Source organism: Mesorhizobium sp. USDA 3734 (assembly GCF_056279665.1).
In genome coordinates this window covers 6,581,582-6,602,216 of sequence record NZ_JBWCCW010000001.1, presented here as the reverse complement: position 1 = coordinate 6,602,216, position 20,635 = coordinate 6,581,582, and the positions used below count along the sequence as shown (strand labels likewise).

General features: G+C 59.7%; 17 protein-coding genes and 1 pseudogene. 13 read left to right on the top strand and 5 right to left on the bottom strand.

Going from position 1 to position 20,635, the window contains the following annotated elements; translation table 11 throughout:
• Positions 1 to 59: 59 nt before the first annotated feature.
• Entirely contained in the window at positions 60 to 1,040 is a 981-nt protein-coding gene (locus tag ACZ89F_RS31565) for a 2-dehydropantoate 2-reductase (protein WP_476096075.1), read from the bottom strand.
• A gap of 2 nt (positions 1,041 to 1,042) precedes the next feature.
• A complete protein-coding gene (locus tag ACZ89F_RS31560) occupies positions 1,043 to 2,569 on the bottom strand; it encodes an acyl--CoA ligase (protein WP_476096074.1) in 1,527 nt (508 codons plus the stop codon).
• Positions 2,570 to 2,882: 313 nt separating this feature from the next.
• Here ACZ89F_RS31560 and ACZ89F_RS31555 point away from each other — a divergent pair, with 313 nt between their 5' ends.
• On the top strand, positions 2,883 to 4,073 hold the full coding sequence (locus tag ACZ89F_RS31555) for a helix-turn-helix domain-containing protein (protein WP_476091744.1): 1,191 nt from the start codon (positions 2,883 to 2,885) through the stop codon (positions 4,071 to 4,073).
• Positions 4,074 to 4,217: 144 nt separating this feature from the next.
• Here ACZ89F_RS31555 and ggt read toward each other — a convergent pair whose 3' ends face one another.
• Positions 4,218 to 5,804, bottom strand: a complete 1,587-nt coding sequence (ggt, locus tag ACZ89F_RS31550; RefSeq protein WP_476096073.1) for a gamma-glutamyltransferase — start codon at positions 5,802 to 5,804, stop codon at positions 4,218 to 4,220.
• Positions 5,805 to 5,974: 170 nt separating this feature from the next.
• Between ggt and ACZ89F_RS31545 the strand changes: the two genes are divergently transcribed.
• The 8 genes and pseudogenes from ACZ89F_RS31545 (at position 5,975) to ACZ89F_RS31510 (ending at position 15,102) form a co-directional block, all read left to right on the top strand.
• On the top strand, positions 5,975 to 7,081 hold the full coding sequence (locus tag ACZ89F_RS31545; protein WP_476096072.1) for an ABC transporter substrate-binding protein: 1,107 nt from the start codon (positions 5,975 to 5,977) through the stop codon (positions 7,079 to 7,081).
• 13 nt (positions 7,082 to 7,094) lie between these two features.
• Positions 7,095 to 7,274 (top strand): annotated as a pseudogene (locus tag ACZ89F_RS31540) (ATP-binding cassette domain-containing protein); the annotation flags it as partial.
• Positions 7,275 to 7,335: 61 nt separating this feature from the next.
• A complete protein-coding gene (locus ACZ89F_RS31535; protein ID WP_476096071.1) occupies positions 7,336 to 7,869 on the top strand; it encodes an ATP-binding cassette domain-containing protein in 534 nt (177 codons plus the stop codon).
• A gap of 8 nt (positions 7,870 to 7,877) precedes the next feature.
• Positions 7,878 to 9,098 (top strand): sugar ABC transporter permease, encoded by a 1,221-nt coding sequence (locus ACZ89F_RS31530; RefSeq protein WP_476096070.1) that lies wholly within the window; start codon positions 7,878 to 7,880, stop codon positions 9,096 to 9,098.
• Complete coding sequence (locus ACZ89F_RS31525; RefSeq protein ID WP_476096069.1) at positions 9,095 to 11,314, top strand: N,N-dimethylformamidase beta subunit family domain-containing protein; 2,220 nt, start codon at positions 9,095 to 9,097, stop codon at positions 11,312 to 11,314. The genes ACZ89F_RS31530 and ACZ89F_RS31525 overlap by 4 nt, the downstream gene beginning before the upstream one ends.
• Positions 11,315 to 11,456: 142 nt before the next feature.
• Entirely contained in the window at positions 11,457 to 12,368 is a 912-nt protein-coding gene (locus ACZ89F_RS31520; protein WP_476096068.1) for a dihydrodipicolinate synthase family protein, read from the top strand.
• Between the two features lie 94 nt (positions 12,369 to 12,462).
• The gene (locus ACZ89F_RS31515; RefSeq protein WP_476096067.1) at positions 12,463 to 14,109 is read left to right on the top strand and encodes a choline dehydrogenase; all 1,647 of its coding nucleotides are present in this window, start codon (positions 12,463 to 12,465) and stop codon (positions 14,107 to 14,109) included.
• A 309-nt stretch (positions 14,110 to 14,418) separates the two neighbouring features.
• Positions 14,419 to 15,102 carry a GntR family transcriptional regulator gene (locus tag ACZ89F_RS31510; RefSeq protein WP_476096066.1) on the top strand — a complete coding sequence of 228 codons (684 nt, stop codon included), beginning with the start codon at positions 14,419 to 14,421 and terminating at the stop codon, positions 15,100 to 15,102.
• Between the two features lie 94 nt (positions 15,103 to 15,196).
• Here ACZ89F_RS31510 and ACZ89F_RS31505 read toward each other — a convergent pair whose 3' ends face one another.
• Complete coding sequence (locus tag ACZ89F_RS31505; RefSeq protein ID WP_476096065.1) at positions 15,197 to 16,213, bottom strand: Ldh family oxidoreductase; 1,017 nt, start codon at positions 16,211 to 16,213, stop codon at positions 15,197 to 15,199.
• A gap of 377 nt (positions 16,214 to 16,590) precedes the next feature.
• Here ACZ89F_RS31505 and ACZ89F_RS31500 point away from each other — a divergent pair, with 377 nt between their 5' ends.
• Positions 16,591 to 18,051, top strand: coding sequence for an aldehyde dehydrogenase family protein (locus ACZ89F_RS31500; protein WP_476097441.1), 1,461 nt, complete (start codon positions 16,591 to 16,593; stop codon positions 18,049 to 18,051).
• A gap of 125 nt (positions 18,052 to 18,176) precedes the next feature.
• Positions 18,177 to 18,374 carry a tautomerase family protein gene (locus ACZ89F_RS31495; protein WP_476096064.1) on the top strand — a complete coding sequence of 66 codons (198 nt, stop codon included), beginning with the start codon at positions 18,177 to 18,179 and terminating at the stop codon, positions 18,372 to 18,374.
• A gap of 112 nt (positions 18,375 to 18,486) precedes the next feature.
• Here ACZ89F_RS31495 and ACZ89F_RS31490 read toward each other — a convergent pair whose 3' ends face one another.
• Positions 18,487 to 19,317 carry a helix-turn-helix transcriptional regulator gene (locus ACZ89F_RS31490; RefSeq protein WP_476096063.1) on the bottom strand — a complete coding sequence of 277 codons (831 nt, stop codon included), beginning with the start codon at positions 19,315 to 19,317 and terminating at the stop codon, positions 18,487 to 18,489.
• Between the two features lie 86 nt (positions 19,318 to 19,403).
• Here ACZ89F_RS31490 and ACZ89F_RS31485 point away from each other — a divergent pair, with 86 nt between their 5' ends.
• Together ACZ89F_RS31485 and ACZ89F_RS31480 are read left to right on the top strand one after the other, a co-directional pair.
• The gene (locus ACZ89F_RS31485) at positions 19,404 to 19,628 is read left to right on the top strand and encodes a hypothetical protein (RefSeq protein WP_476096062.1); all 225 of its coding nucleotides are present in this window, start codon (positions 19,404 to 19,406) and stop codon (positions 19,626 to 19,628) included.
• A 12-nt stretch (positions 19,629 to 19,640) separates the two neighbouring features.
• On the top strand, positions 19,641 to 20,606 hold the full coding sequence (locus ACZ89F_RS31480; RefSeq protein WP_476096061.1) for a dihydrodipicolinate synthase family protein: 966 nt from the start codon (positions 19,641 to 19,643) through the stop codon (positions 20,604 to 20,606).
• Positions 20,607 to 20,635 lie beyond the last annotated feature (29 nt).

Genomic DNA, 20,635 nt, shown 5'->3' with positions numbered 1-20,635 from the left:
AGCTGGGATTTGAGGCCAAGGCAGAGCCGGCGCTTCAAGGCCTTACCCCTAAGCGCCCCTCACCCATAACACCCGCGCTCCACCGCCAGCCGGCGCACCAGCGCCAGCACGGCATTGATGGTCGGCGTCGGCTTGTCCGTCAGGCGGCCGAGTTCCTGCACCGCGCTCACCAGCGCGTCGATCTCCATCGGCCGGCCGCGCTCCAGGTCCTGCAGCATCGAGGTCTTGTGTTCGCCGACATCGCCGGCGCCCTTGATGCGCCGGTCGACCGCGATGGGAAAGCGCACGCCGAGGCTTTCGCCGATCGCCTGCGCCTCCAGCATCATGGTGCGGGCGAGCGTGCGGGTGCCTTCGTCGGCAACGATCGCGGCAAGCGTGCTGCCAGTCAGCGCCGATATCGGGTTGAAGGAGAGATTGCCCCACAGCTTCACCCAGATTTCGCTGCGGATGTCGTCGCGCACCGGCACCTGCAAGCCGGCCTTGACCATCTCCTCGGCCAGAAGCGTGACCCGTTCGCTGCGCTCGCCGGAGGGTTCGCCGAGCGAGAAGCGCTTGCCCTCGACATGGCGGATGAGGCCGGGCGCATCGACCTCGACCGCGGGATAGACGACCGAGCCGATGACGCGCTCCGGTCCGATCCGCTGCCAGATGGCGCCGCCGGGATCGACCGCGCTCAGCCTTGTGCCTTCGAGCGGTCCGCCGACGCCATGGAAATACCACCACGGCACGCCGTTCTGCATGGTGACGACGGCGGTGTGTTCGCCGAGCAGCGGCGCGATCTGGTCAAGGGCCGGGGTAAGGGAATGGGCCTTCAGCGCCAGCACGACATAGTCCTGGACGCCAAGTGCCTCGGCTTTGGCGGCAGCCCGGACGCGGACCGGAATTTCCTGGCCATCCTCGATCAGGCGCAGGCCGTTCGCCTGGATCGCCTCCAGATGCGCGCCGCGCGCGACGATCGAAAGATCGGTCCGCCCAATCATGGCGAGCTTGGCTGCGAGATAGCCGCCGATCGCACCGGCGCCGAAAATGGTGATCTTCATCGTCAAAGCCCGAGTTTGGCGGCAAGGCCGATGCGCTGCAGCTTGCCGGTCGCGCCCTTGGGGATCTCGTCCAGGATCAGGATCTTGCGCGGCACCTTGAAGTCGGCAAGCCGCGTCGCGGCATAGAGGCGGATGTCGCCCTCGGTGGCGCTGATGCCTTCGCGCAGCACAACCGCCGCCGCCACCTCCTCGCCAAGCTTGTCATGCGGCATGGCGAAGGTGACGACCTGCGCCACCGCCGGATGATCCATCAGCACATCGTCGACCTCGAGCGGCGAGATCTTTTCGCCACCGCGATTGATGATCTCCTTGAGCCGTCCGGTGACCCTGAGATAGCCGTCCTCGTCCAGCACGCCCTGATCGCCGGTGTGGAACCAGCCATGCGCGAAGGCGGTGGCATTGGCATCCGGGTTCTTCTCGTAACCCGCCGTGACGTTGGGCCCGCGAATGACGATCTCGCCGGTCTCGCCGGCTGCGAGCAGCCGCCCGTCGGGCGCCATGACAGCCACGTCCGGACCGGCGGAGGCCCCGACGCTGCCCGGCTTGCGCTGGCCAGGCGGCAGCCGGTTCGACGCCATCTGGTGCGCGGCCTCGGTCATCCCGTAGGATTCGATCACAGGGCAGCCGAAGGTCGCCTCGAGTTCGGCCATCACTTGCGCCGGCAGCGACGCCGAGGACGAGCGGATGAAGCGCAGGCGCGCTGCCGCCAGCGCCTCGGTGTAGCGTGCCGCGCGCGGCAGGATCGCCTGATGCATGGTCGGCACCGCCGTGTACCAGCTTGGCCGTGCCTCACCCAGCCACTGGAAGAAGCGCAGCGCGTTGAAGCCGGGGGTGCAGTAGATGCTGCCGCCGGCGGCGAGTGAGGAAAGCACCGCCGCGATCAGGCCGTGGATGTGGAACAGCGGCATGATGTTGAGGCAGCGGTCATCGGCCGTCAGGCCGAGTGTGCCGCCGATATGGGCTGATGAGGCCGCGATGTTGGCATGGCTGAGCGGCACCAGCTTTGGCCGCGATGTCGTGCCGGAGGTATGCAACAGCAGCGCGATGTCATCATCCCGCGCCATGTCAGGCGCTGCCGGCGGTCCGATCGCTGGGCCCTCGATGGCAAAACTGCCGGCGGGTGTGTCGGGCTGCACGACAAGCCGCAGCACGCCGATGCCGAGGCGCTCGGCAACCGTCACCGCCGGTCCGGTCTCACCCTCCGCAACCAGGATCGCCTTGGCGCCGATGTCGGTCAGGTAGAAGTCGAGTTCGTCGGCCCGGTAGGCGGGATTGAGCGGCGCCGTCGAGGCGGCGGCCGCCACGGCGACGAAGGCGGTGGCCATCTCGGGTCCGTTCGGCAGCACGATCGCCACCCTGTCGCCCCGGCCGATGCCGCGCGCATGCAGCTGTTTTGCCGTGTCGGCGATCAGGCCGCGCAATCCGCCATGGGTGAGCGTCGCCCTGTCGGGTGCCAGGATGGCGGGCGCATCATCGGCGCCGGCGGCGAGGTGGCGGGAGAGGTCTGCGTGGGTTTCAGTTTGGGTCATGGTCACCGGCTATGTTTCAAACGACTGCTCTTCGAAGTCCAGCGGACGGTTCCGATCCTAGGCAATTGTCGACGTTGGCGCCGCCCCTCATTGCCCTGCCGGGCATTTCTCCCCGTATAGTGACGGGGAGAAAGCGCTTGCCGCAACGTAGGCACTTGTTCTGCAACGCCAGTGATTGGCGAACCCATCGATGAGAGCGTCCCTCTCCCCGTCACTATACGGGGAGTTGAGGAATTGTCCGAACCGGATAGATAGGTAACAGAATGGACCGATAGCATGGGTGACAGTTTTCTTGTCCGCCGGAGGACCGGCGATGGTTTGGCGAGAGACTGGCATCATGGACGAGCGGCTTCGGTTTGTTGTGGAGTGTCTTTCTGGAGATGAGACGATGGTGGCGCTTTGTGCGGCCCACGAGATCTCACGCAAGACCGGCTACAAATGGCTTGGACGCTATCGGGAGCTAGGCCCGGAAGGTTTGCACGACCGGCCGCGAGCCCCGCTCAATCATGGCCGGGCGACAGCTCTTGATCTGGTTGAGCAGATCGTCGCGGCGAAGGAGACGCATCCGCTCTGGGGTCCCAAGAAGATCGTGGCGCGGCTCAGGCGCACGGCTCCCGAATTCATGTGGCCGTCGGCCTCGACGGTGGGGGCGATCCTTGCGCGGCATGGGCTTGTCAGCGCCCGCAAACGGCCGCGTCTGCGGGCCTGCGGCAATGGACCGTGGCCGCAAGCCGAGAGGCCGAATGCAGTGTGGACTGGCGATCACAAGGGCTGGTTCCGGACCCGTGACGGGTGGCGCTGCGAACCGCTGACGGTGATGGATGCGTCAAGCCGCTATCTTCTGGCGCTCGAAGCGACGGGATCGACGGCCGATAGCGAGGCTTGGCCGGTGTTCGAACGGCTGTTTGAGGAGCATGGCCTGCCGGATCGCTTCAGAAGTGACAACGGCCCACCCTTCGCATCGGCCGGCGTCACCGGGCTGACGCCGCTTGTGGTGCGCTTCATCAAGCTCGACATCGCGCTGGAGCGGATCGCACCCGGCAAGCCGCAGCAGAACGGACGCCACGAGCGCTTCCATCTGACCATGCTACCGCTGGCAGAGGCGCCGGAAGCCGACAGAACGGCCCAGGGTCAAGCCTTCGAGGCCTTCCGGCAAAGCTACAATGAGGAGCGTCCGCATGAGGCACTCGCCATGGACACCCCAGCCCAGCATTACCGCCCCTCGCAGCGCGCCATGCCAAGGACGCCACCCGAGCCTGACTATCCGGCCGAGGCTGCGGTCCGCCGTGTGCGCCACAATGGTGAGATCAGGTGGAATGGCGGCTTCATCTATGTCTCGCAAGCGCTGGCCGGCGAGCCGGTCGCTGCCGCGCAGACCGAGGACGGCGAATGGACACTCTCCTTCCATGCCCATCCGCTCGGCATCATCGACACCAGGCGCATGAAGCTTGTCCGCCGCAGCGCCGCCCCAACCAATCCGCTTGGCGCTGCGCCGGACGCATAGGGGAGAGAAGTGTTACCTATGTATCCGGTTCAATCTGTTACCCATCTATCGGCTGGACACCGGCAGGCAGGTGAGGGGCGGCGCCGACACCCGGTGGTGAGGTAATCCCCCGATTTCCGAGCCTCCTTGTTCATGTCGATCACCTCAATATCCAAGCGCCAAGCCATCCTTGCGCGGATCGGAGGCGCCGGTCAGCGTGCCCTTCTCCCAGTCGATCAGCACCGCCTGTCCGCCGCCAAGCGGATGATGCGGCTCGGCTATGCGGTGGCCGCGCCGGCGCAGGCCCACGATCGCCTCGGCGGGAACGCCGCGCTCGGCTTCAACCGTGTCATCATTGTAGAACACTCGCGGCGCATCCAGCGCCTGCTGTGGGTCCATGCCGAAGTCGATCATGTTGGTGAGCAGATGGACATGGCCGAACGGCTGGTAGCCGCCGCCCATGACGCCGAAGGGCATCACGACGCGGCCGTTCTTCGTCGCCATGCCCGGCATGATCGTGTGCATCGGCCGCTTGCCGGGCGCGATCGCGTTCGGGTGTGCTGGGTCGAGGCGGAAGCTCGAGCCGCGGTTCTGCAGCACCACGCCGGTCTTCGGGCCGACCACGCCGCTGCCGAACGAATAATAGGTCGAGTTGATAAAGGAGACCGCGTTGCGGTCGCGGTCGACGATGGAGATGTAGACTGTGTCGCTGCCGGGCAATTCCACGCGCGGCAGATGTGTCATGGCGCGTTCGCGGTCGATCTCGGCGCGCAGCCGGTCGGCATAGGCGCCGGACAGAAGCTGCTTGACCGGCACCGGAACATGGTCCTGGTCGCCGACATAGCGGTCGCGGTCGCGGTAAGCCAGGCGTCCGGCCTCGATCTCCAGATGCAGGCGTTCGGCACCATTGGGGTCGAGCCCGCCAAGCTTGAAGCCCGACAGCACGTTCAGCATCAAAAGCGCCGTCAGCCCCTGATTGTTCGGCGGCATCTGGTGGATGTCGTGGCCGCCATACGAGGTGCTGACCGGCGCCACATAGTCGCCTCTGGTGGCGGCAAAATCCTCGGCCGAATGAAGTCCGCCCAATTCGTTGAGCCGGCGCACGATATCGTCGGCGACGGCACCCTCGTAGAAACCGGCGCGGCCATGTCTGGCGATGACGCGCAAGGTGGCCGCCAGTTCCGGCTGCCGGTGGACATCGCCGGCCTTCGGCGCCTTGCCGCCGGGCAGGAAGATGCGCGCGGCATGTTCGTCGGCTGAAAGATCGGTTTCCGGTTCGGCCCAGTCGAAGGCGACGCGGTCGTGCACGACATAGCCGTTCTCGGCATAGTGGATGGCCGGCGCCAGCGCTTCGGCAAGGCCCTTGCGGCCATGATCCTCCAGCAGGCGGCTCCAGGCGTCGACGGCACCCGGCACGGTGACCGCATGCGGACCCTGCAGCGGGATGCGATCGAAGCCTTTTTCGAGATACCAGTCGACCGTCGCCTTGGCCGGCGCCCGCCCCGAGCCATTGAAGGCCAGCACATTGCCTTGCCCTGCCGGGCTATAGAGCACGAAGCAGTCACCGCCGATGCCGGTCGACTGCGGTTCGACCACGCCCTGCACGGCGGCGGCACAGACCGCTGCATCCATGGCATTGCCGCCGGAGCGCAGCATCTCGATGGCGGCAAGGGTCGCAAGCGGATGCGATGTGGCTGCCATCGCTTCCGTGGCACGAACCGGCGAGCGGCCGGGAAACTGGAAATCACGCATTCTGTCTGGATATCCCATGGTCACTTGAAATCAATGCCGCCTGCCGAAGATCTGCGCAACCGACAACAGCACGACCGACAGCACGATGCCGGGTCCGATTGCCGCTTGACAAGTTCAGTTTGTATCCAATATCCTTTATAAAACAGAATTAAAAATGAAAGGGGAATGGCATGAAACTTACCATGAATGTGACGCGCGGCCTGTTCGTATTGACGGTCGCCTATTCAGGGCTGGCCATGATGAACACCCCGGTGGCCCAAGCCCAGGAAGCGGCTTCAAAGGTCGAAGGAACGCTATATTTTCTGACGCCCAATTCCCAAATCACGAGGTTTGAGTCCTATGACAAACCCGGGATGGAAGAGGCGCTCAAGAAATACGCTCCCAATCTGAAGCTTGTCGTTCTGAGCGCCGACAACGATCCTTCGAGGCAACTCGAACAGGCCCAGGCAGCCGTGACGCAGGGCGCCAAGGCAATCATTCTGGCGCCGGCCGTGCCAAATCAAAGCCAGGGCATTGTGCAGGTGGCGCATGACGCCAGCATTCCGGTTGTCGGGTATGCCTACAATTCCGACAACAGCGACATCGACTACTACGTCACCGTGCCGTTTGAGCCGATTGGTGAAGCGACCGCCAATTTTGCGATCAAGACGCTGGCGGATGCCAAGAAGCCAATCAAAATTGGCCTGATCACGGGAGACCCGTCGTTCTTCTTTGATCGCGAGATCGTAGCCGGCACGGAAAAGGTGCTGACTCCGCTCGTGCAACAGGGCAAGGTGGAGATCGTCTGCAAGAGCGACAACCTGCAGCTCTCAGAGGAAAATGCCCGTGTCGCGACTGACGGCTGCCTGCAGCAGGCCGGCGGCGACATCGATGCAATTCTTGTTCACAATGACAGTTCCGCGAACGGCACCATAGCCGCCCTGGCTGCGCAGAATCTGCTTGGAAAGGTGAAGGTTTTCGGCGGCTACGACAGCCAGGCCGGGACGATCCAGCATCTTCTGGCCGGCAACATCGAAAACGACATGGTGCCGCCATATCATGCGATGGCCGACAGTGCAGTCCGGCTAGTGATTGCCCTGCTCGACAAGAACGGCAATGAAAAGAAGATGGTTAACGGGACCTACAACAACGGCATGAAGGCTGTTCCGGCGATCTTCAACGAAAACGTCTTCATCACCCGCGACAATGTACAGGCTGAACTGATCGACAAGGGAATTCTGACGCACGAGGAAGTCTGCGCGGGTCCCGCCGTCAAGAGCGCCTTGTGCACCAAGTGACACGGTGAGCGCCATGGGTTCCACAAACACAAACGGTCAGCCCGTTCTTGAACTCATGAACATCAGCAAGCACTTCGGGGGCGTCCACGCTCTCGAAGGCGTATCCTTGGCGGTTCGTCCCGGGGAGGTTGTCGCACTGGTGGGCGATAACGGTGCCGGAAAGTCGACCTTGGTCAAAACCATTGCCGGCATCAACATACCCGATGCCGGGGAAATACGTGTCAGCGGCGCGAAGGTCAGGATCACCGCGCCGCATGACTCAATTCGGCTTGGGTATCCAAACCGTCTATCAGGATCTCGCTCTGTGCGACAATCTCGATACGGTCCAGAACCTGTTCCTGGGGCGCGAACTGCAGGGCGGGGTCCTGGCCGCGGGCCGTTTGCGCCGTGCCGACATGGAGAGCCGGGCGCGCAAGGTGCTGCGCGAACTGGGAGTCAGTACGCTGCGCGACCTAACGGTGCCGGTGGGCAGTCTCTCCGGAGGGCAACGCCAGTCGGTCGCCATCTGCCGCTCGGTGCTCTGGGAACCGAAAGTCGTATTGCTCGACGAGCCAACGGCAGCGCTGGGCGTTGCCCAGCGCAAGGAAGTCATGGCGTTGATCACACGACTTCGCCAGACCAATCATGGCGTCATCGTCATTTCGCACGACCTGGCCGATGTGCAGGAGATGGCTGACACGGTTGTCGTCTTGCGGCTTGGTCGCAAAGTGGCTGAATTCAGCCGTGGAACTTTCTCGCGCGACGATCTGGTCTCGGCGATCACCGGTCTGTCCGCGTCAGCCGCCTAGGAAAGCCCATGAACAATTCAAAAGGCCTGCGGATAACCAGGGGGGCCAATGTGCCAAATGACCGTACAAACTCCCAGGATTTGCAGAGACGGATCCTGAACGGGGTCAGCGGCAAGTATCGGTTTGTCCCCGTCCTTATCGCAATCGCGCTCATCTGGTTTTTCTTCTATGCGATGAATGACCGCTTCCTCTCGCCGCGAAACCTGACAAACCTCGCCGTTCAGATCGTTGTGACGGCCATGCTGGCCCTTGGTCTCGTGCTCGTGCTCATCGTGAAGGAGATCGATCTTTCGGTTGCCGCACTCAGTGCGGTGGCATCCGCCGTCATGGGTTATCTCCTGGTCACAGTCGGGCTTCCGTCGTGGCTGTGCCTGTTGGCCGCAATTTTCACGGGATCGGCGGTCGGGTTAGTCCAGGGTCTGATCATCTCGAGATTCCGGGCGCCCGCTTTCATCGTTACCCTTGGCACCTCGCTTGCCATGCAGGGCGTGCTGCTGATGCTCTTGCCGAGGAGCGGATCGATCCCGCTGTCGGGAACCGATATCCAGTGGATCGCCAACAGCTTCTTGCCGCCGCTGGCCGGCTACCTGCTTCTGGCCATCGGTATCGGCGTGGTTGCCGCACTCCTTGTCCAATCGTCAAACCACAAGAGGCGTCTCGGCATCCACCAATCAATCCCGAGCAATGTCTTGCTGCCAATCGCGGTTTTGGGCCTCGCCGGCGGTCTCGTTGTCGCCATTCTCAACCTTGATCGTGGCGTTCCAACGCCGGTGGCGATATTGATCGTTCTCCTCTCGATCATGGCCTATGTCACGACCCAGACGAAATTCGGCACCTATCTCTACGCCATCGGCGGGAACGTTGAGGCCAGCCGGCGCGCCGCCATCAATGTCGGCCGGATTCGCATCTACACATTCATGATCGCCGGTGCGTTGGCGGGCATTGCTGGCATCATCTCCGCGTCACGCACGCTCGGGGTTTCCGCACAGTCCGGCAGCGGGACGCTGTTGCTGGAGGCCGTTGCCGCCGCTGTTATCGGTGGCGCCAGCCTGTTCGGCGGCCGTGGGTCGGTATGGGCGGCCCTTCTGGGGGCCTTGCTTATCGGCAGCATCACCAACGGGCTTTCACTGCTCAGTGCTCCCACCGAGATCAAGTATCTGGTTCAGGGTTTGATCCTGGTGCTGGCCGTCACCGCCGACGGGCTCCTGTCCAGGGATGCAAAATCTTGAGCCGGCTGTCGGCGCAACTCAGTTTGGCAAGCCCGGTGGGCAGCGATGTATTTCGAGGAAACACGGTGAAAATTCTAGGGTATGCAAGTCATGTGAGCATTCGGCCGGGCGGTACGATCGATTTCAAGGTCAGTGCGGCTGAGGCGCCATACCATGTCGAATTCGTTCGGCTGCATGGTGTCGAAATCGATGGCGATGGCCAGTCTGTAAGAGAAGAAGGCATCGGCAACGCCGCCGCCGGTCTCTATGAGGGACGATTTCAGGACCTTTGTCCGGGTTCTTACGCAATCGTGGCGCCCAAACTTTCCCCGGCGATCTCGACTTTTGGCTTTGATGTCTGGGTCCAGCCAACCCTCCAGGATCGCGACTGCCAGACAATCCTGGCTGTCGCCGCCGACCGGACCGCGGCAAGCTGGTCTCTCGTCGTCGCGAGAGACCAGCTTGAGCTGCGCATCGGCTCGGGAGAAAGCGCCAAGGCTCTTTCCGTGAACCTCAATGACTATGAGGGGAAGTGGATCCACATCAAGGGCGGGCGGAACGATCGCGGCATCGCCCTTGAGTTTGCCGTTGATGGACTATGGCCGTCCCAACGTTTTGGAGAGACTCGGTTTCTCGCGCTGCCGGATACGCCTGAACCCGCTCGTATCGACCGCATCCTCATCGGTTCCAATCTTGATGAGAACAACCATCCGGTTGACCGGTTCAACGGTCGGATCGATAACCCATGTGTGCTGTCTGCTCCCGGAGAGGGAGAAAGGCCGATCGCGTCATGGGACTTTGCGACAGGTATCGACACGCTCACTGTCACCGATGTTTCCGGCAATGACCTGCACGGGACGCTCGTCAATCGGCCGGCCCGTGGGGTGCGGGGTCATCTGTGGAAGGGAACGAAGGTCCGCTACCAAGAAAATCCGTCAGAGTGGTCAGCCATACATTTCCATGAGGACGACCTGAACGATGCAAGATGGGAAACTGATTTCAGTGCCACCTTTCCTGAGGGGACGCCGAGTGGCATTTACGCAGCGAAGCTCACGCAGGGAGACCAGGTCGAGCATCTGCCCTTCTACATTCAGCCGACCGAGCGATCCAAAAACAAAATCCTGTTTCTGGCGCCAACCAACACTTATCTCGCCTATGCCAACGAGCATCTGGGTTTCGGCGAGCGTGGCGCGGCACACCAAAAGCGTATGCGCGACAAGATTCAACTGAATGAGACGGACGTTTTCATCCATACACATCCCGAGCTAGGCCTTTCGATCTACGACCGGCATGCCGATGGTAGTGGCGTCATGCATTCCTCGTGGAAGCGGCCTGTCGTCAATTTTTCGCCCAACTACATCACGTGGCTCAATGCTGCGCGACGACATTTTGCGGCTGACTTCTACATCACCGGCTGGTTGGAGGGATCAGGCTTTGGTTTCGACGTGGCGACGGACGAAGACCTCCACCATATGGGGCTGGAACTTCTCGCCCGCTACGACGTCGTTGTGTCTGGAACCCACCCGGAATATCCAACCTCGTCGGAAATGGATGCGCTGAAGGCTTATGCCGGACAAGGCGGCAGTCTCATGTACCTCGGCGGCAATGGCTGGTACTGGGTGACGAGCTATGACCGTGACGACACTATGACATTGGAGTGCCGCCGCGGCTATTCGGGTGAGCGCAACTGGACGTCTCATCCTGCTGAATTGATGCATGCCACGACAGGAGAAGTCGGAGGCCTCTATACGCACCGAGGTCAAAGCAGCCGCCTGTTTTTTGGCGTCGCATCGGCCGGTGTCGGCTGGGGGACCGCTTCGGGCTATTCTCGCACGCAGGACTCATACAGTCCCGACCTCGCATTCATTTTCGAGACCATCGGCGATGAGATGATAGGTGACTTTGGCTATGTTCTTGGTGGCGCTGCAGGCGACGAGTTGGACAGTGCTGACTTTGAGGCAGGTACGCCGCGCAATGCCCGCGTGATCCTGAGTTCGCGGCACAATGATACCTACTACCCATTTCTCGAGTCCGTCACGGCGATCGAGCCGAATGTCAGTGGGCCGAATAACCCAAATGTCAGGTCCGACGTCGTCTACATCGATACCGGTGCGGGCGGTGGAATATTTTCGGTCGGGTCGATCTGTTGGGCGGGATCACTTGCTTACAGCAACTACGACAACAACGTTGCGACGCTGACGACCAATGTGCTCCGGCATTTTCTGCAGAAAGTGTAGGAAGTCACATTCGGAGCGGAGTCCTGTTCCTCTTCCCAAGGTTCCCGAATCGCCAAGGCTAGGACTAGACTTTAAATATAGGATATTGTAGATTGGATACAATGGTGGCGTAAGGTGCGCCGTCGAATACAAGAGGAAAAAAATGAACCAGTGGACAGGGGTGTTTCCCGCCGTAACCACAAAGCTGAATCAGGACGGCTCGATCGACGTGCAGGCAAACCAGTCTGCCATTGACCGGCTGATCACCAATGGGGTGTCTGGCGTAATCGTGTTGCCGATGCTTGGCGAAAATTCCTGCCTCACGCCTTCCGAGAAGGAACTCGTCATCCGCAGTGCGCAGGAAGTGGCTGGCGGGCGTGTTCCGGTGCTATCCGGGCTTGCCGAGATCACCCAGGCCGACGCCAATGCGCGTGCCCGTGAATTCGAGAAGCTTGGCGTGGAAGGGCTGATGGCGTTCCCCACGCTTGGCTACAAGTCCGATGCTCGAGAGACAACCGAATGGTACAGGAGCCTCGCCAAGGCCAGCGGGCTACCGATCATGATCTACAACAATCCGATCGCCTATGGCGTCGACGTTACCCCCCGCGTCCTGCAGGAACTGGCCGACTCGCCGACCATCGTTGCCGTCAAGGAAGAGACTGGTGATGTCCGTCGCGTGACCGATATGTTTGTCGCGCTCGGCAATCGGTATCAGATTTTCTGTGGCGTTGACGATCAGATCGTCGAGAGCATCGCACTCGGTGCGGTCGGCTGGGTGTCGGGCATGACGAATGTCTGGCCCAAGGAATGCGTTACGCTGTTCAACCTTTGCAACCAGGGGCGCAAGGAAGAGGCACTGCAGCTTTACAGATTGCTCACACCTGCTTTCCATCTCGACACGCATGTGAAGCTCGTCCAGTACATCAAGCTCTCTGAAAGCCTGGTCTATGGCGCGCCTGAGTGGGTGCGTGGACCGCGCCTGCCGCTCGTTGGCGACGAACGGGAATTCGTGACCCGAACCATCAAGGACGCGATCAAACAGCTCGAAAGCTACTCGCTACCGAAGGCCGCATGATCTTCAGACCATCCTAATAAGAAGGACGGCGGACAGTTCTTACTGAGTTGTCCGCCTTTTTTCATCGCCGAATCCAGAATCCGGAGTGATACAGGTGCTTTCGAAGAAGTATGACTACATCGTCGTGGGATCTGGCGCGGCGGGTTCCATTGTTGCCGCCCGTCTCGGCGAAGACCGCAATGTCAACGTCCTGGTCCTTGAGGCAGGGCCGCACGACAATTCGATCTATGTTCGCATGCCTGCCGCGATGTCCTATCCACTGACTGACAAAAAGCGGACATGGGAATTCGAAACTGGCCCCGAGGCGGCTCTCGATGGCCGCATGGTCACTCATCTTCGCGGCAAGATGCTTGGCGGCTCAGGATCCCTGAACGGGATGGTCTATGTTCGCGGAAATCCGCGCGACTTCGACCGCTGGGCAGAAGACGGCTTGACCAACTGGTCCTATGCCCATTGCCTTCCATACTTCAAGAAACTGGAATCGTATGACAGGGGTGACAACGAATACAGGGGCGGGCAGGGGCCAATCCGGATCACCACGCTGAAGGCCGAGCTCGAACCGTTCCGTGCGTTTCTGGAAGCCGGGCAACAGGCCGGTCACCCATTGAACGAAGATTACAACGCCTATAGCCAGGAAGGCGTCCACGCCTATCAGGCAAACATCGACAACGGTATCCGCGCGAGTGGCGGCAGGGCCTACCTTCGCCCCGCCATCAAACGCGGCAATGTCAAACTCGTCCTGAATGCTCTGGTTCACAAGGTCGATTTCAGTGGAAGCAAAGCCGTCGGCGTCACCTTCGAGAAGGATGGAGTGGTTCAGTCGGTTGAAGCTGGGCGGGAGGTTATCCTGTGCGGTGGCGCCTTCAACTCGCCGCATTTGCTTCTCCTTTCCGGCATAGGTCCTGCCGCGGAACTTGCCGCGTATGGCATCAAGAGCGTGGCTGACGTTCCCGGCGTGGGAAAAGGCTTGCAGGACCATGTCGCGGTGTCCATCAAGTATCGTGCCTCGCACAAAGGTGTGTCACCGGCGGTCGACATGAACCTCATCAAGATGGCATTCATCGGTGCACAATGGCTGTTTTTCAGGAAGGGCCTGGGCATAACCAATCTCTGGGAAGTTGGCTCCTTCTTCAAAAGCAGCGATTCCGTCGAGTATGCCAACATCCAGCACGAGTTCCTGCCGATGCTCGGCGAACTCATGCATGGAAAGGTCAACATCGAGGAAGGGTTCCAGTACCAGGTCTGCCTTGGCCGACCGGAAAGCCGGGGCGCGGTGACACTCAAATCGCGCGATCCGAGGCTGCACCCGTCGATCGTTCTCAACTATCTTCAACAGCCGGAAGACAGACGCAATCTGATCGATGGTGTTCGCCATACTGACGAGATCATCCAGCAAAGGGGCTGGGATAGCATCCGCGGGGAAGCCATTGTCCCTGGCTTGCGCAAGAAATCCGATGAAGAAGTTTTCGGTTGGCTCAAAGAGAATATGGGAACCCAATACCATCCTTGCTCGAGTTGCCGTATGGGCAATGACGACATGGCCGTGGTTGATGACGAAGGTCGGGTCCACGGTGTCGAACGGCTCCGGGTGATCGATGCTTCGGTCATGCCGCGCATCCCCAATGGCAATCTCCACTGCCCGACAATGATGATCGCCGAGAAGATGGTCGATCGCGTACGAGGTCGCCAGGCGATGCCACCGCAAATTGCGCACTACGCCGACGAGAAACCTCCGGTCTAGACGCTGCAGGAACGAATCCAGCAAGCAACAAGCATCTCAAAAGAGGCTGAAGAATTCGATGCTTTGGAGTATCCGCGATCTTCGCCCCGGCTCCCGCTGGGGCCTCTGTGAGCATCGTGCCGCCACAAGATGATAAATGATCGAAAGATCTGAGGCTGGCTGCCAAAACGGGTTCGTTTTGAAAACGTCGATTGTTTCGTAAGGCGACTTGAAGGGTGGTTTTTGGGATTTCGCCACGTGGGACCTCCACTAGCGCCGACAGGGTATATCCTTTATTCAATATGCAGAATTGTTCGCGGTAGGTCTTGGATGAAACCCTCAGTCGCCATTAAACGCAACACTGTCACGTCTTCGGTCGTCGACCTCGTCCGCGCCCGGATCATATCGGGCTTTTACAAGGGCGGTCAGCAGATCCGGCAGGAGGCGATCGCAGAGGAATTGGGAGTCAGCCGCATCCCTATCCGCGAGGCTTTGCTCCAGCTTGAGGGTGAGGGGCTCGTCGTCATCCATACCCACAAAGGCGCGGTTGTGGCTTCGCTGACCGTTGATGATGCCATCGACATCTTCGATGCCAGGCTTGCGCTTGAGCCCTTCATTCTCAAGAAGGCAATGGAAAATGCCACCGAGGCGGATGTGACCTATGTCCAGCGTGCGCTGGAGGACTACACAAGGGCCTTGAAGGCGAAGGAGTCGCCGGCGAAGTTGAGTGAATTGAACTGGGCGTTTCACAAGGCGCTATCTCGCTCCTCAAGGCGGCCCAGATCACTTGCACTACTGTCCTCACTCTATACGTCGGCGGACAGGTACCTCCGTCTTCAGATCGATGCTCGACTTGCGCAGTCGAAAGCCTTGGAAGATCATAAGGCTCTTGCGGAAGCGTTCGCCGATGGCAGTCAAGCACTTGCGCAGAAGCTGTTGAAGAAACACATTGCGGACGCTCGCGACGATGTGATTACCGGCTTGCAGGCGAGGTTGGATCTCGAGAACGCATGATCCCATCTCATTGCTCTGCGCCAATTCATAAGAAGCTATTGCTAGGGCGATGTCTGAGGCAAGTTTGCGGCTTGTGATCGCCATCCGAATTCGCTCAAGAGAGAGCCAGCAAGTCGTCGTACTGGTTCCGCTTGATCGGAATGCCCCTCGATCGAGACAATTGCCTCGTCGCATAGCGGCGATCGGCGGGCAGACGCATCTGCCCGGCTCGCCTGACTGATCCAATCAAATCTGCCACCCTGTTGGCAAAGAGGTTGTTGCCGCCCCGTGTAGGATCCATTACGAGCAAAAACTGCCCAGTCTTCGGAATCTCCGCACCAGGATACCCCGCGAAATCCACTTCGGCCGAAAATTGCCCACCGGTCACGGCCGATGCCAGAATCTCGACCATAAGACTGAGGGCAGCACCCTTGTGATCGCCAAACGGCAACAGGGCTCCCCCATCTAGCACCGAGCGGGGGTCTCTCGTCGGGCGGCCCATCCGGTCGATACCGGCTCGTTCTGGAAGAAGATGGCCTTCTCGGGCCGCTATGCTTACATCACCACGGGAAATGGCGCTTGTTGCGAAATCGAAGACCATTGGATCGCCGCCGGCTACGGGTGTGGCGAATGCGATCGGGTTCGTTCCAAATACTGGCACTCTGCCCCCAAGGGGTACGACGCAAGCCGTGCCGGTGACTGCTGAAAACGCCACCAATCCATCTCTCGCGAATGGCTCTAAGTCTGGCCAAAGTGCGCTGAAATGGTGAGAGTTCCGGATGGCAACAACAATTGCGCCTGTTTGGCGAACCTTCGATTTGATCGCTTCAAGCATTGCCGCCAGAGCAACTTGTGCAAAGCCGTTAGATGCGTCTGCAAGCAGCATTGCCGCGCCTGCTTCTTGGATCAAAGGCTTAGCCTTGCCATCCACCCAGCCGCATTTCAGAGATGCGACATATCCTGGAATACGGAATATGCCATGGCTGATCGCACCGTCGCGCTCACATGACGCGCAGTTCTCTGCCAAGATAAGGGCGCCGCAGTCAGAGACCCCTGCTCTGGAAAAAATCGCTTTAAGCAATGCCACCAGATCTTCGTAGCTGACAAGGACGTCGTCACTTTTTGCGGGCATCGGGAATTGCTCTGTCTGTGGCTGCCTTGGCGCGTTGGAACCTGCGTTCCAGACCGTTTAGAGCAAATCTTCTGTGAGGGCTGCCAGTTTTTGCCGGTAGCATCATTCATCCCGACCCTCTCCCGTATCCCGCGATTGAACCTGACCCCAGGATATGCCGGTCGTCGCTGACGAAGGCGCTCCTGCTACGGTGGTCGCGCGCGCCGTTCCATATGCCAAACGGGGTATACTGTCTGGACTTTGGCAGCCTTAGAATCCAGCGATGATACCGGGCATGCCGTCGCTTAATCGGAATTCCTTCCGATCTTGCGCGACCTAATTCAGTCGTCGTGTGCTGTCGCGGATCGAAGCGGCCGAACAGGAAAGGTCATTTGACCATGGTAAGCACACGAAAATATGGTCTCTGGATCGCGGGAGAATGGGTCGAACCCTTGGATGGTGCTTATCTCGAACGGCGCTCGCCATCGACATCGAAACCCGTGGCGACATTTGCGCTCTGCGGGCCCTCGCAAATCGATGATGCAGCCGCCGCCGCCCATTCGACGTTCCTCAAGGGAAGTTGGAACGAACTAGGCGGCAGCGGGCGCGCCGCAATCCTTAACCGCTGGGCAGATCTCATCGAAGCCGATGTGGCAAAGCTCGCTCGCATTGAGGCCGATGAAGCTGGAAAGGTGATTGCAGCGGCCGCCGATGAGATCAGATGGTCAGTCCAGCTGATCCGCTATGCCGCTTCATTGGCCTGGAGTCTCCCCGGGCGTCTGGTCAATCATGAAGGCTCCGGAAAGATGGGCTTGGTCACTTATGAGCCCTACGGCGTCGTGGCGATGATCGTGCCGTGGAACTATCCCATGGTAACCCTGTTCCAGAAGCTGCCCTTTGCCTTGGCCGCTGGATGTTCTGTCGTGATCAAGCCATCGGAACTTACCGCCGGAACCGCGCTTGAATGTGCGGTCCTGGCGAAGAAGGCCGGTATCCCGGATGGCGTCATCAACGTGGTGCCGGGGATTGGCGACACGGTAGGTTCCGCCATTTGCGACAGCCCGTTCGTAGACATGATTTCATTCACCGGATCGACGCGCGTCGGTCGTATAATCGCTGCTCGGGCGTCTGCTAAATTAAAGAAGGTTGCACTTGAGCTCGGCGGGAAGGGCGCTAACATCGTTTTCGCCGATGCTGACATGGATGCGGCGCTCGACGGGGCGCTGGCAGGGTTCACGATCAATCAGGGTGAAGAGTGTTGCGCCGCAGGTCGCTTGTTTGTCGAAGCGCCGATTTTCGATACATTCCTAGAGAGGCTGGCTGAGAAGGCAGGGCGCATGCGTCTGGGCACGCCGGCTGACCCGGACGCGTCCGTCGGTGCGCTCATTCACAAGGAGCACTTTGACAAGGTCCTTGGCTATATCGAGACCGCGCGGACTGAGGGCGCTCAAATCTTCTGCGGAGGTGGCGCGCCGAAGGATGCTGCTCTCGCAGATGGCTATTTCGTGGAGCCGACGATACTCGTCGGCGTCACACCTGAAATGACTGTTTTCCGTGAAGAGATATTTGGTCCTGTTGTTTGCGTTATGCCCTTCGACACCGAGCAAGAGGCGGTTGAACTCGTCAATGACACGAGCTACGGCCTTGCCAATGGCGTCTGGACAAGCAACTTGTCTCGCGCCCTCACGGTGTCGCGCAAGGTCAAGAGCGGTACTGTCTACGTCAACGCTTATCTCGAAACGATGCCTCAACTGCCTTTCGGCGGCATGAAGGAAAGCGGTCTTGGCCGCGAAAACGGCTCCGAGGGCATCTTGGAGTTTATGGAAACCAAGGCGATCTACGTCAAGCTGGCGAGATAGGGCCGAATAATAGTGGTCGACGGTCGTGTGGGAATCCCTGGCGCACACCGAGTTCCACTGCAGCAACTTAAACCTCACACTTAAGCGGCATATCCAGAATATCGAAAGCTTGTGGAGTAGAACCCGTGCCAATTGTACGAGTGGAACTGTTTCCTGGCAGAAGCTCAGCTAAAAAGCTGGAAATTGCCAAGGCGATCACCAATGCTCTCGAAGCTGTCGCTGATATTTCGCCGTCGGATACGACAGTGATGTTTTTTGAGGTGGCGCCGTCCGATTGGGTTGTTCATGGCGAGCCGCTGCCGGCACGGGGGCAGGAAAAGTGAAATCGTGAGAGGCGCCATGGCATGCTCTACAGTCGCTGCGATTTCGAGCTCTTGCTAGCCGTGAATGTCGCCACCAAACAAGTATGACCCTAATCCACTGCAGCACAATTTTTCATGCGTTGGGCTCCTGAGTGTTGATTATGTGCTCGCAAAACATCAAGAACATTTGCGCCTGGCTGCTGATGCCGAGCTTGTCATAGATATTCTTCCGATGAACTTTTGCAGTGCCTTCGGCAATGTCGAGATTGTAGGCAACTGAAAGGGTCGAATGTCCCCTTAAGAGCAGACTCATGATGGTTTGTTCTCTTGGGGAAAGTTTGTCGTTGGCGAAGGTGGTGACGGCCTTCTCCAGCGTCGATACGGGGGGCACGGCGTCGGGTTGGGATGATCGGGAGATCGATGAGCTCCAATGTTCGATCATCGTATCCAGAACGACAGGCGCCACCAGTTTGAGGTCAGAGAACTCGGCCTCGCTGAATACTGACAGGCCGTTGCCCCGCATAAGGGAGAGCACGAGGTAGTCGTCGTCAAAAGGCGTGGCCAGATAAACGATCTCTTCGGCAAGCGAGCCGGCCTGGTCGGACACGCATGGGTGGAAATCCGCGGAATTGTAGAAGTCGCTGGAAAAATAGTTGTCTGGCGCCAGTTCGGACAATCGATAGAGCCCCGGCGGTACGCGCGCGCAGCAAGCCGTATAGACTGCGTCGAGGAGATATGTGGCAGAGAGAAAATTCTCGATGACGCGGCTCGACACAAACGCCTCCAGATTGTTGGCAAGCAGCGAGGGTTTTCCGTTCGGCGAGAAAACCGTGACCGAGTAGATATCGAATGGCGCCACCTTCCGAAGTGATGCCATTAACTTTTCAGGATAGTCGGCCAGGCCGACTGCCTTGAACAATTGCCTAGTGAAATCAATAGCTTCAACTGTTCCAATTGTTGCCATCAAGGCTCACTCCCTATCGCCGCGCTATCATCATAGCCTTGGACGGAGTTGCCGGGTATCCCGGCTCCGGACCCTCAAGTAGCTCAATGAACGAAGAATCCAGGCCCGGCCCACGGACAGAGCTGCCCGGCAAGTCACTCCTTCAGAGCGGTTGTTCGGCTCAATATGCCAAAGGGGGTATGTCGTTACGCGACTGTCACCAGTTAACTTTACCCAAGGTGCTTTCAGATCCCGGACAGGACGAGATCGGCGCTTTGAAAACAGGCGCGAAGTTTCTGGCGGAAAGCACCTTCTTGGACGGTGTGGAATGATGGAGAAGGTATATGAAAGCCAACATTTTCACCGGCTGCATCCCGGCGCTCATGACTCCGTGCAAACCTGACAAAACTCCCGATTTTGATGCTCTCGTTCGTAAGGGCAAGGAGTTGCTGGCGGCGGGAATGTCGGCAGTTGTCTATTGCGGCTCCATGGGCGACTGGCCGCTTTTGACGGATGAGCAGCGCATGGAAGGCGTGGAGCGCTTGGTCAAAGCGGGTGTCCCCTTGATCGTCGGTACCGGTGCAGTCAACACTTCGAAGGCGGCCGATCATGCCGCCCATGCGCAAAAGGTTGGCGCCCAGGGCCTGATGGTCATCCCGCGCGTGCTGTCGCGCGGCTCGGTTGTCGTTGCTCAGCGGGCGCATTTCAAAGCCATACTGACGGCAGCTCCAGATCTGCCAGCTATCATTTATAACAGTCCGTATTATGGCTTTGTGACTCGCGCAGACCTGTTCTTTGATCTGCGCCGTGATCACAAGAACCTCGTCGGCTTCAAAGAGTTCGGCAGCGCCGATGATATGACCTACGCGGCGGAAAACATCACAAGTCGTGATGACGAAGTCATCTTGATGACCGGCGTGGACACCACGGTCTATCATGGCTTCGTCAATTGCGGCGCGGCTGGGGCCATCACCGGAGTCGGCAATGCGTTGCCGAAAGAGGTCCTGCATCTGGTCAAGCTTTGCCAATCTGCCCAAAAGGGCGATGTCGACGCACGCGTGAGGGCGCAGGAACTTGAAAATGCGCTAAGTGTACTTTCGTCCTTCGACGCAGGACCGGATTTGGTGCTCTACTACAAGCACATGATGGTGCTAAACGGCGACGCCGAATACGCGGCGCACTTCAACGATTCTGACAAGCTGTCCGACAGCCAACGCGGCTTTGTGGACAGCCAGTTCGCCCTGTTCCGCAAGTGGTACAAGAACTGGTCCACGACGCCAGGCGCCGTGGCGAAAAACGCTCCCCACTGACGGACGAAACCTTTCAATTCGAGTTGTCG

What these genes read in the sequence shown, in the direction of transcription:
- ACZ89F_RS31545 (WP_476096072.1), top strand. Translation starts at nt 5,975, where the DNA reads ATGAAACTTACCATGAATGTGACGCGCGGCCTGTTCGTATTGACGGTC.
- ggt (WP_476096073.1), bottom strand. Translation starts at nt 5,804, where the DNA reads ATGCGTGATTTCCAGTTTCCCGGCCGCTCGCCGGTTCGTGCCACGGAA.
- ACZ89F_RS31565 (WP_476096075.1), bottom strand. Translation starts at nt 1,040, where the DNA reads ATGAAGATCACCATTTTCGGCGCCGGTGCGATCGGCGGCTATCTCGCA.
- ACZ89F_RS31500 (WP_476097441.1), top strand. Translation starts at nt 16,591, where the DNA reads ATGGTAAGCACACGAAAATATGGTCTCTGGATCGCGGGAGAATGGGTC.
- ACZ89F_RS31480 (WP_476096061.1), top strand. Translation starts at nt 19,641, where the DNA reads ATGAAAGCCAACATTTTCACCGGCTGCATCCCGGCGCTCATGACTCCG.
- ACZ89F_RS31560 (WP_476096074.1), bottom strand. Translation starts at nt 2,569, where the DNA reads ATGACCCAAACTGAAACCCACGCAGACCTCTCCCGCCACCTCGCCGCC.
- ACZ89F_RS31520 (WP_476096068.1), top strand. Translation starts at nt 11,457, where the DNA reads ATGAACCAGTGGACAGGGGTGTTTCCCGCCGTAACCACAAAGCTGAAT.
- ACZ89F_RS31530 (WP_476096070.1), top strand. Translation starts at nt 7,878, where the DNA reads ATGAACAATTCAAAAGGCCTGCGGATAACCAGGGGGGCCAATGTGCCA.
- ACZ89F_RS31485 (WP_476096062.1), top strand. Translation starts at nt 19,404, where the DNA reads ATGAACGAAGAATCCAGGCCCGGCCCACGGACAGAGCTGCCCGGCAAG.
- ACZ89F_RS31555 (WP_476091744.1), top strand. Translation starts at nt 2,883, where the DNA reads ATGGTTTGGCGAGAGACTGGCATCATGGACGAGCGGCTTCGGTTTGTT.
- ACZ89F_RS31510 (WP_476096066.1), top strand. Translation starts at nt 14,419, where the DNA reads ATGAAACCCTCAGTCGCCATTAAACGCAACACTGTCACGTCTTCGGTC.
- ACZ89F_RS31505 (WP_476096065.1), bottom strand. Translation starts at nt 16,213, where the DNA reads ATGCCCGCAAAAAGTGACGACGTCCTTGTCAGCTACGAAGATCTGGTG.
- ACZ89F_RS31535 (WP_476096071.1), top strand. Translation starts at nt 7,336, where the DNA reads ATGACTCAATTCGGCTTGGGTATCCAAACCGTCTATCAGGATCTCGCT.
- ACZ89F_RS31490 (WP_476096063.1), bottom strand. Translation starts at nt 19,317, where the DNA reads ATGGCAACAATTGGAACAGTTGAAGCTATTGATTTCACTAGGCAATTG.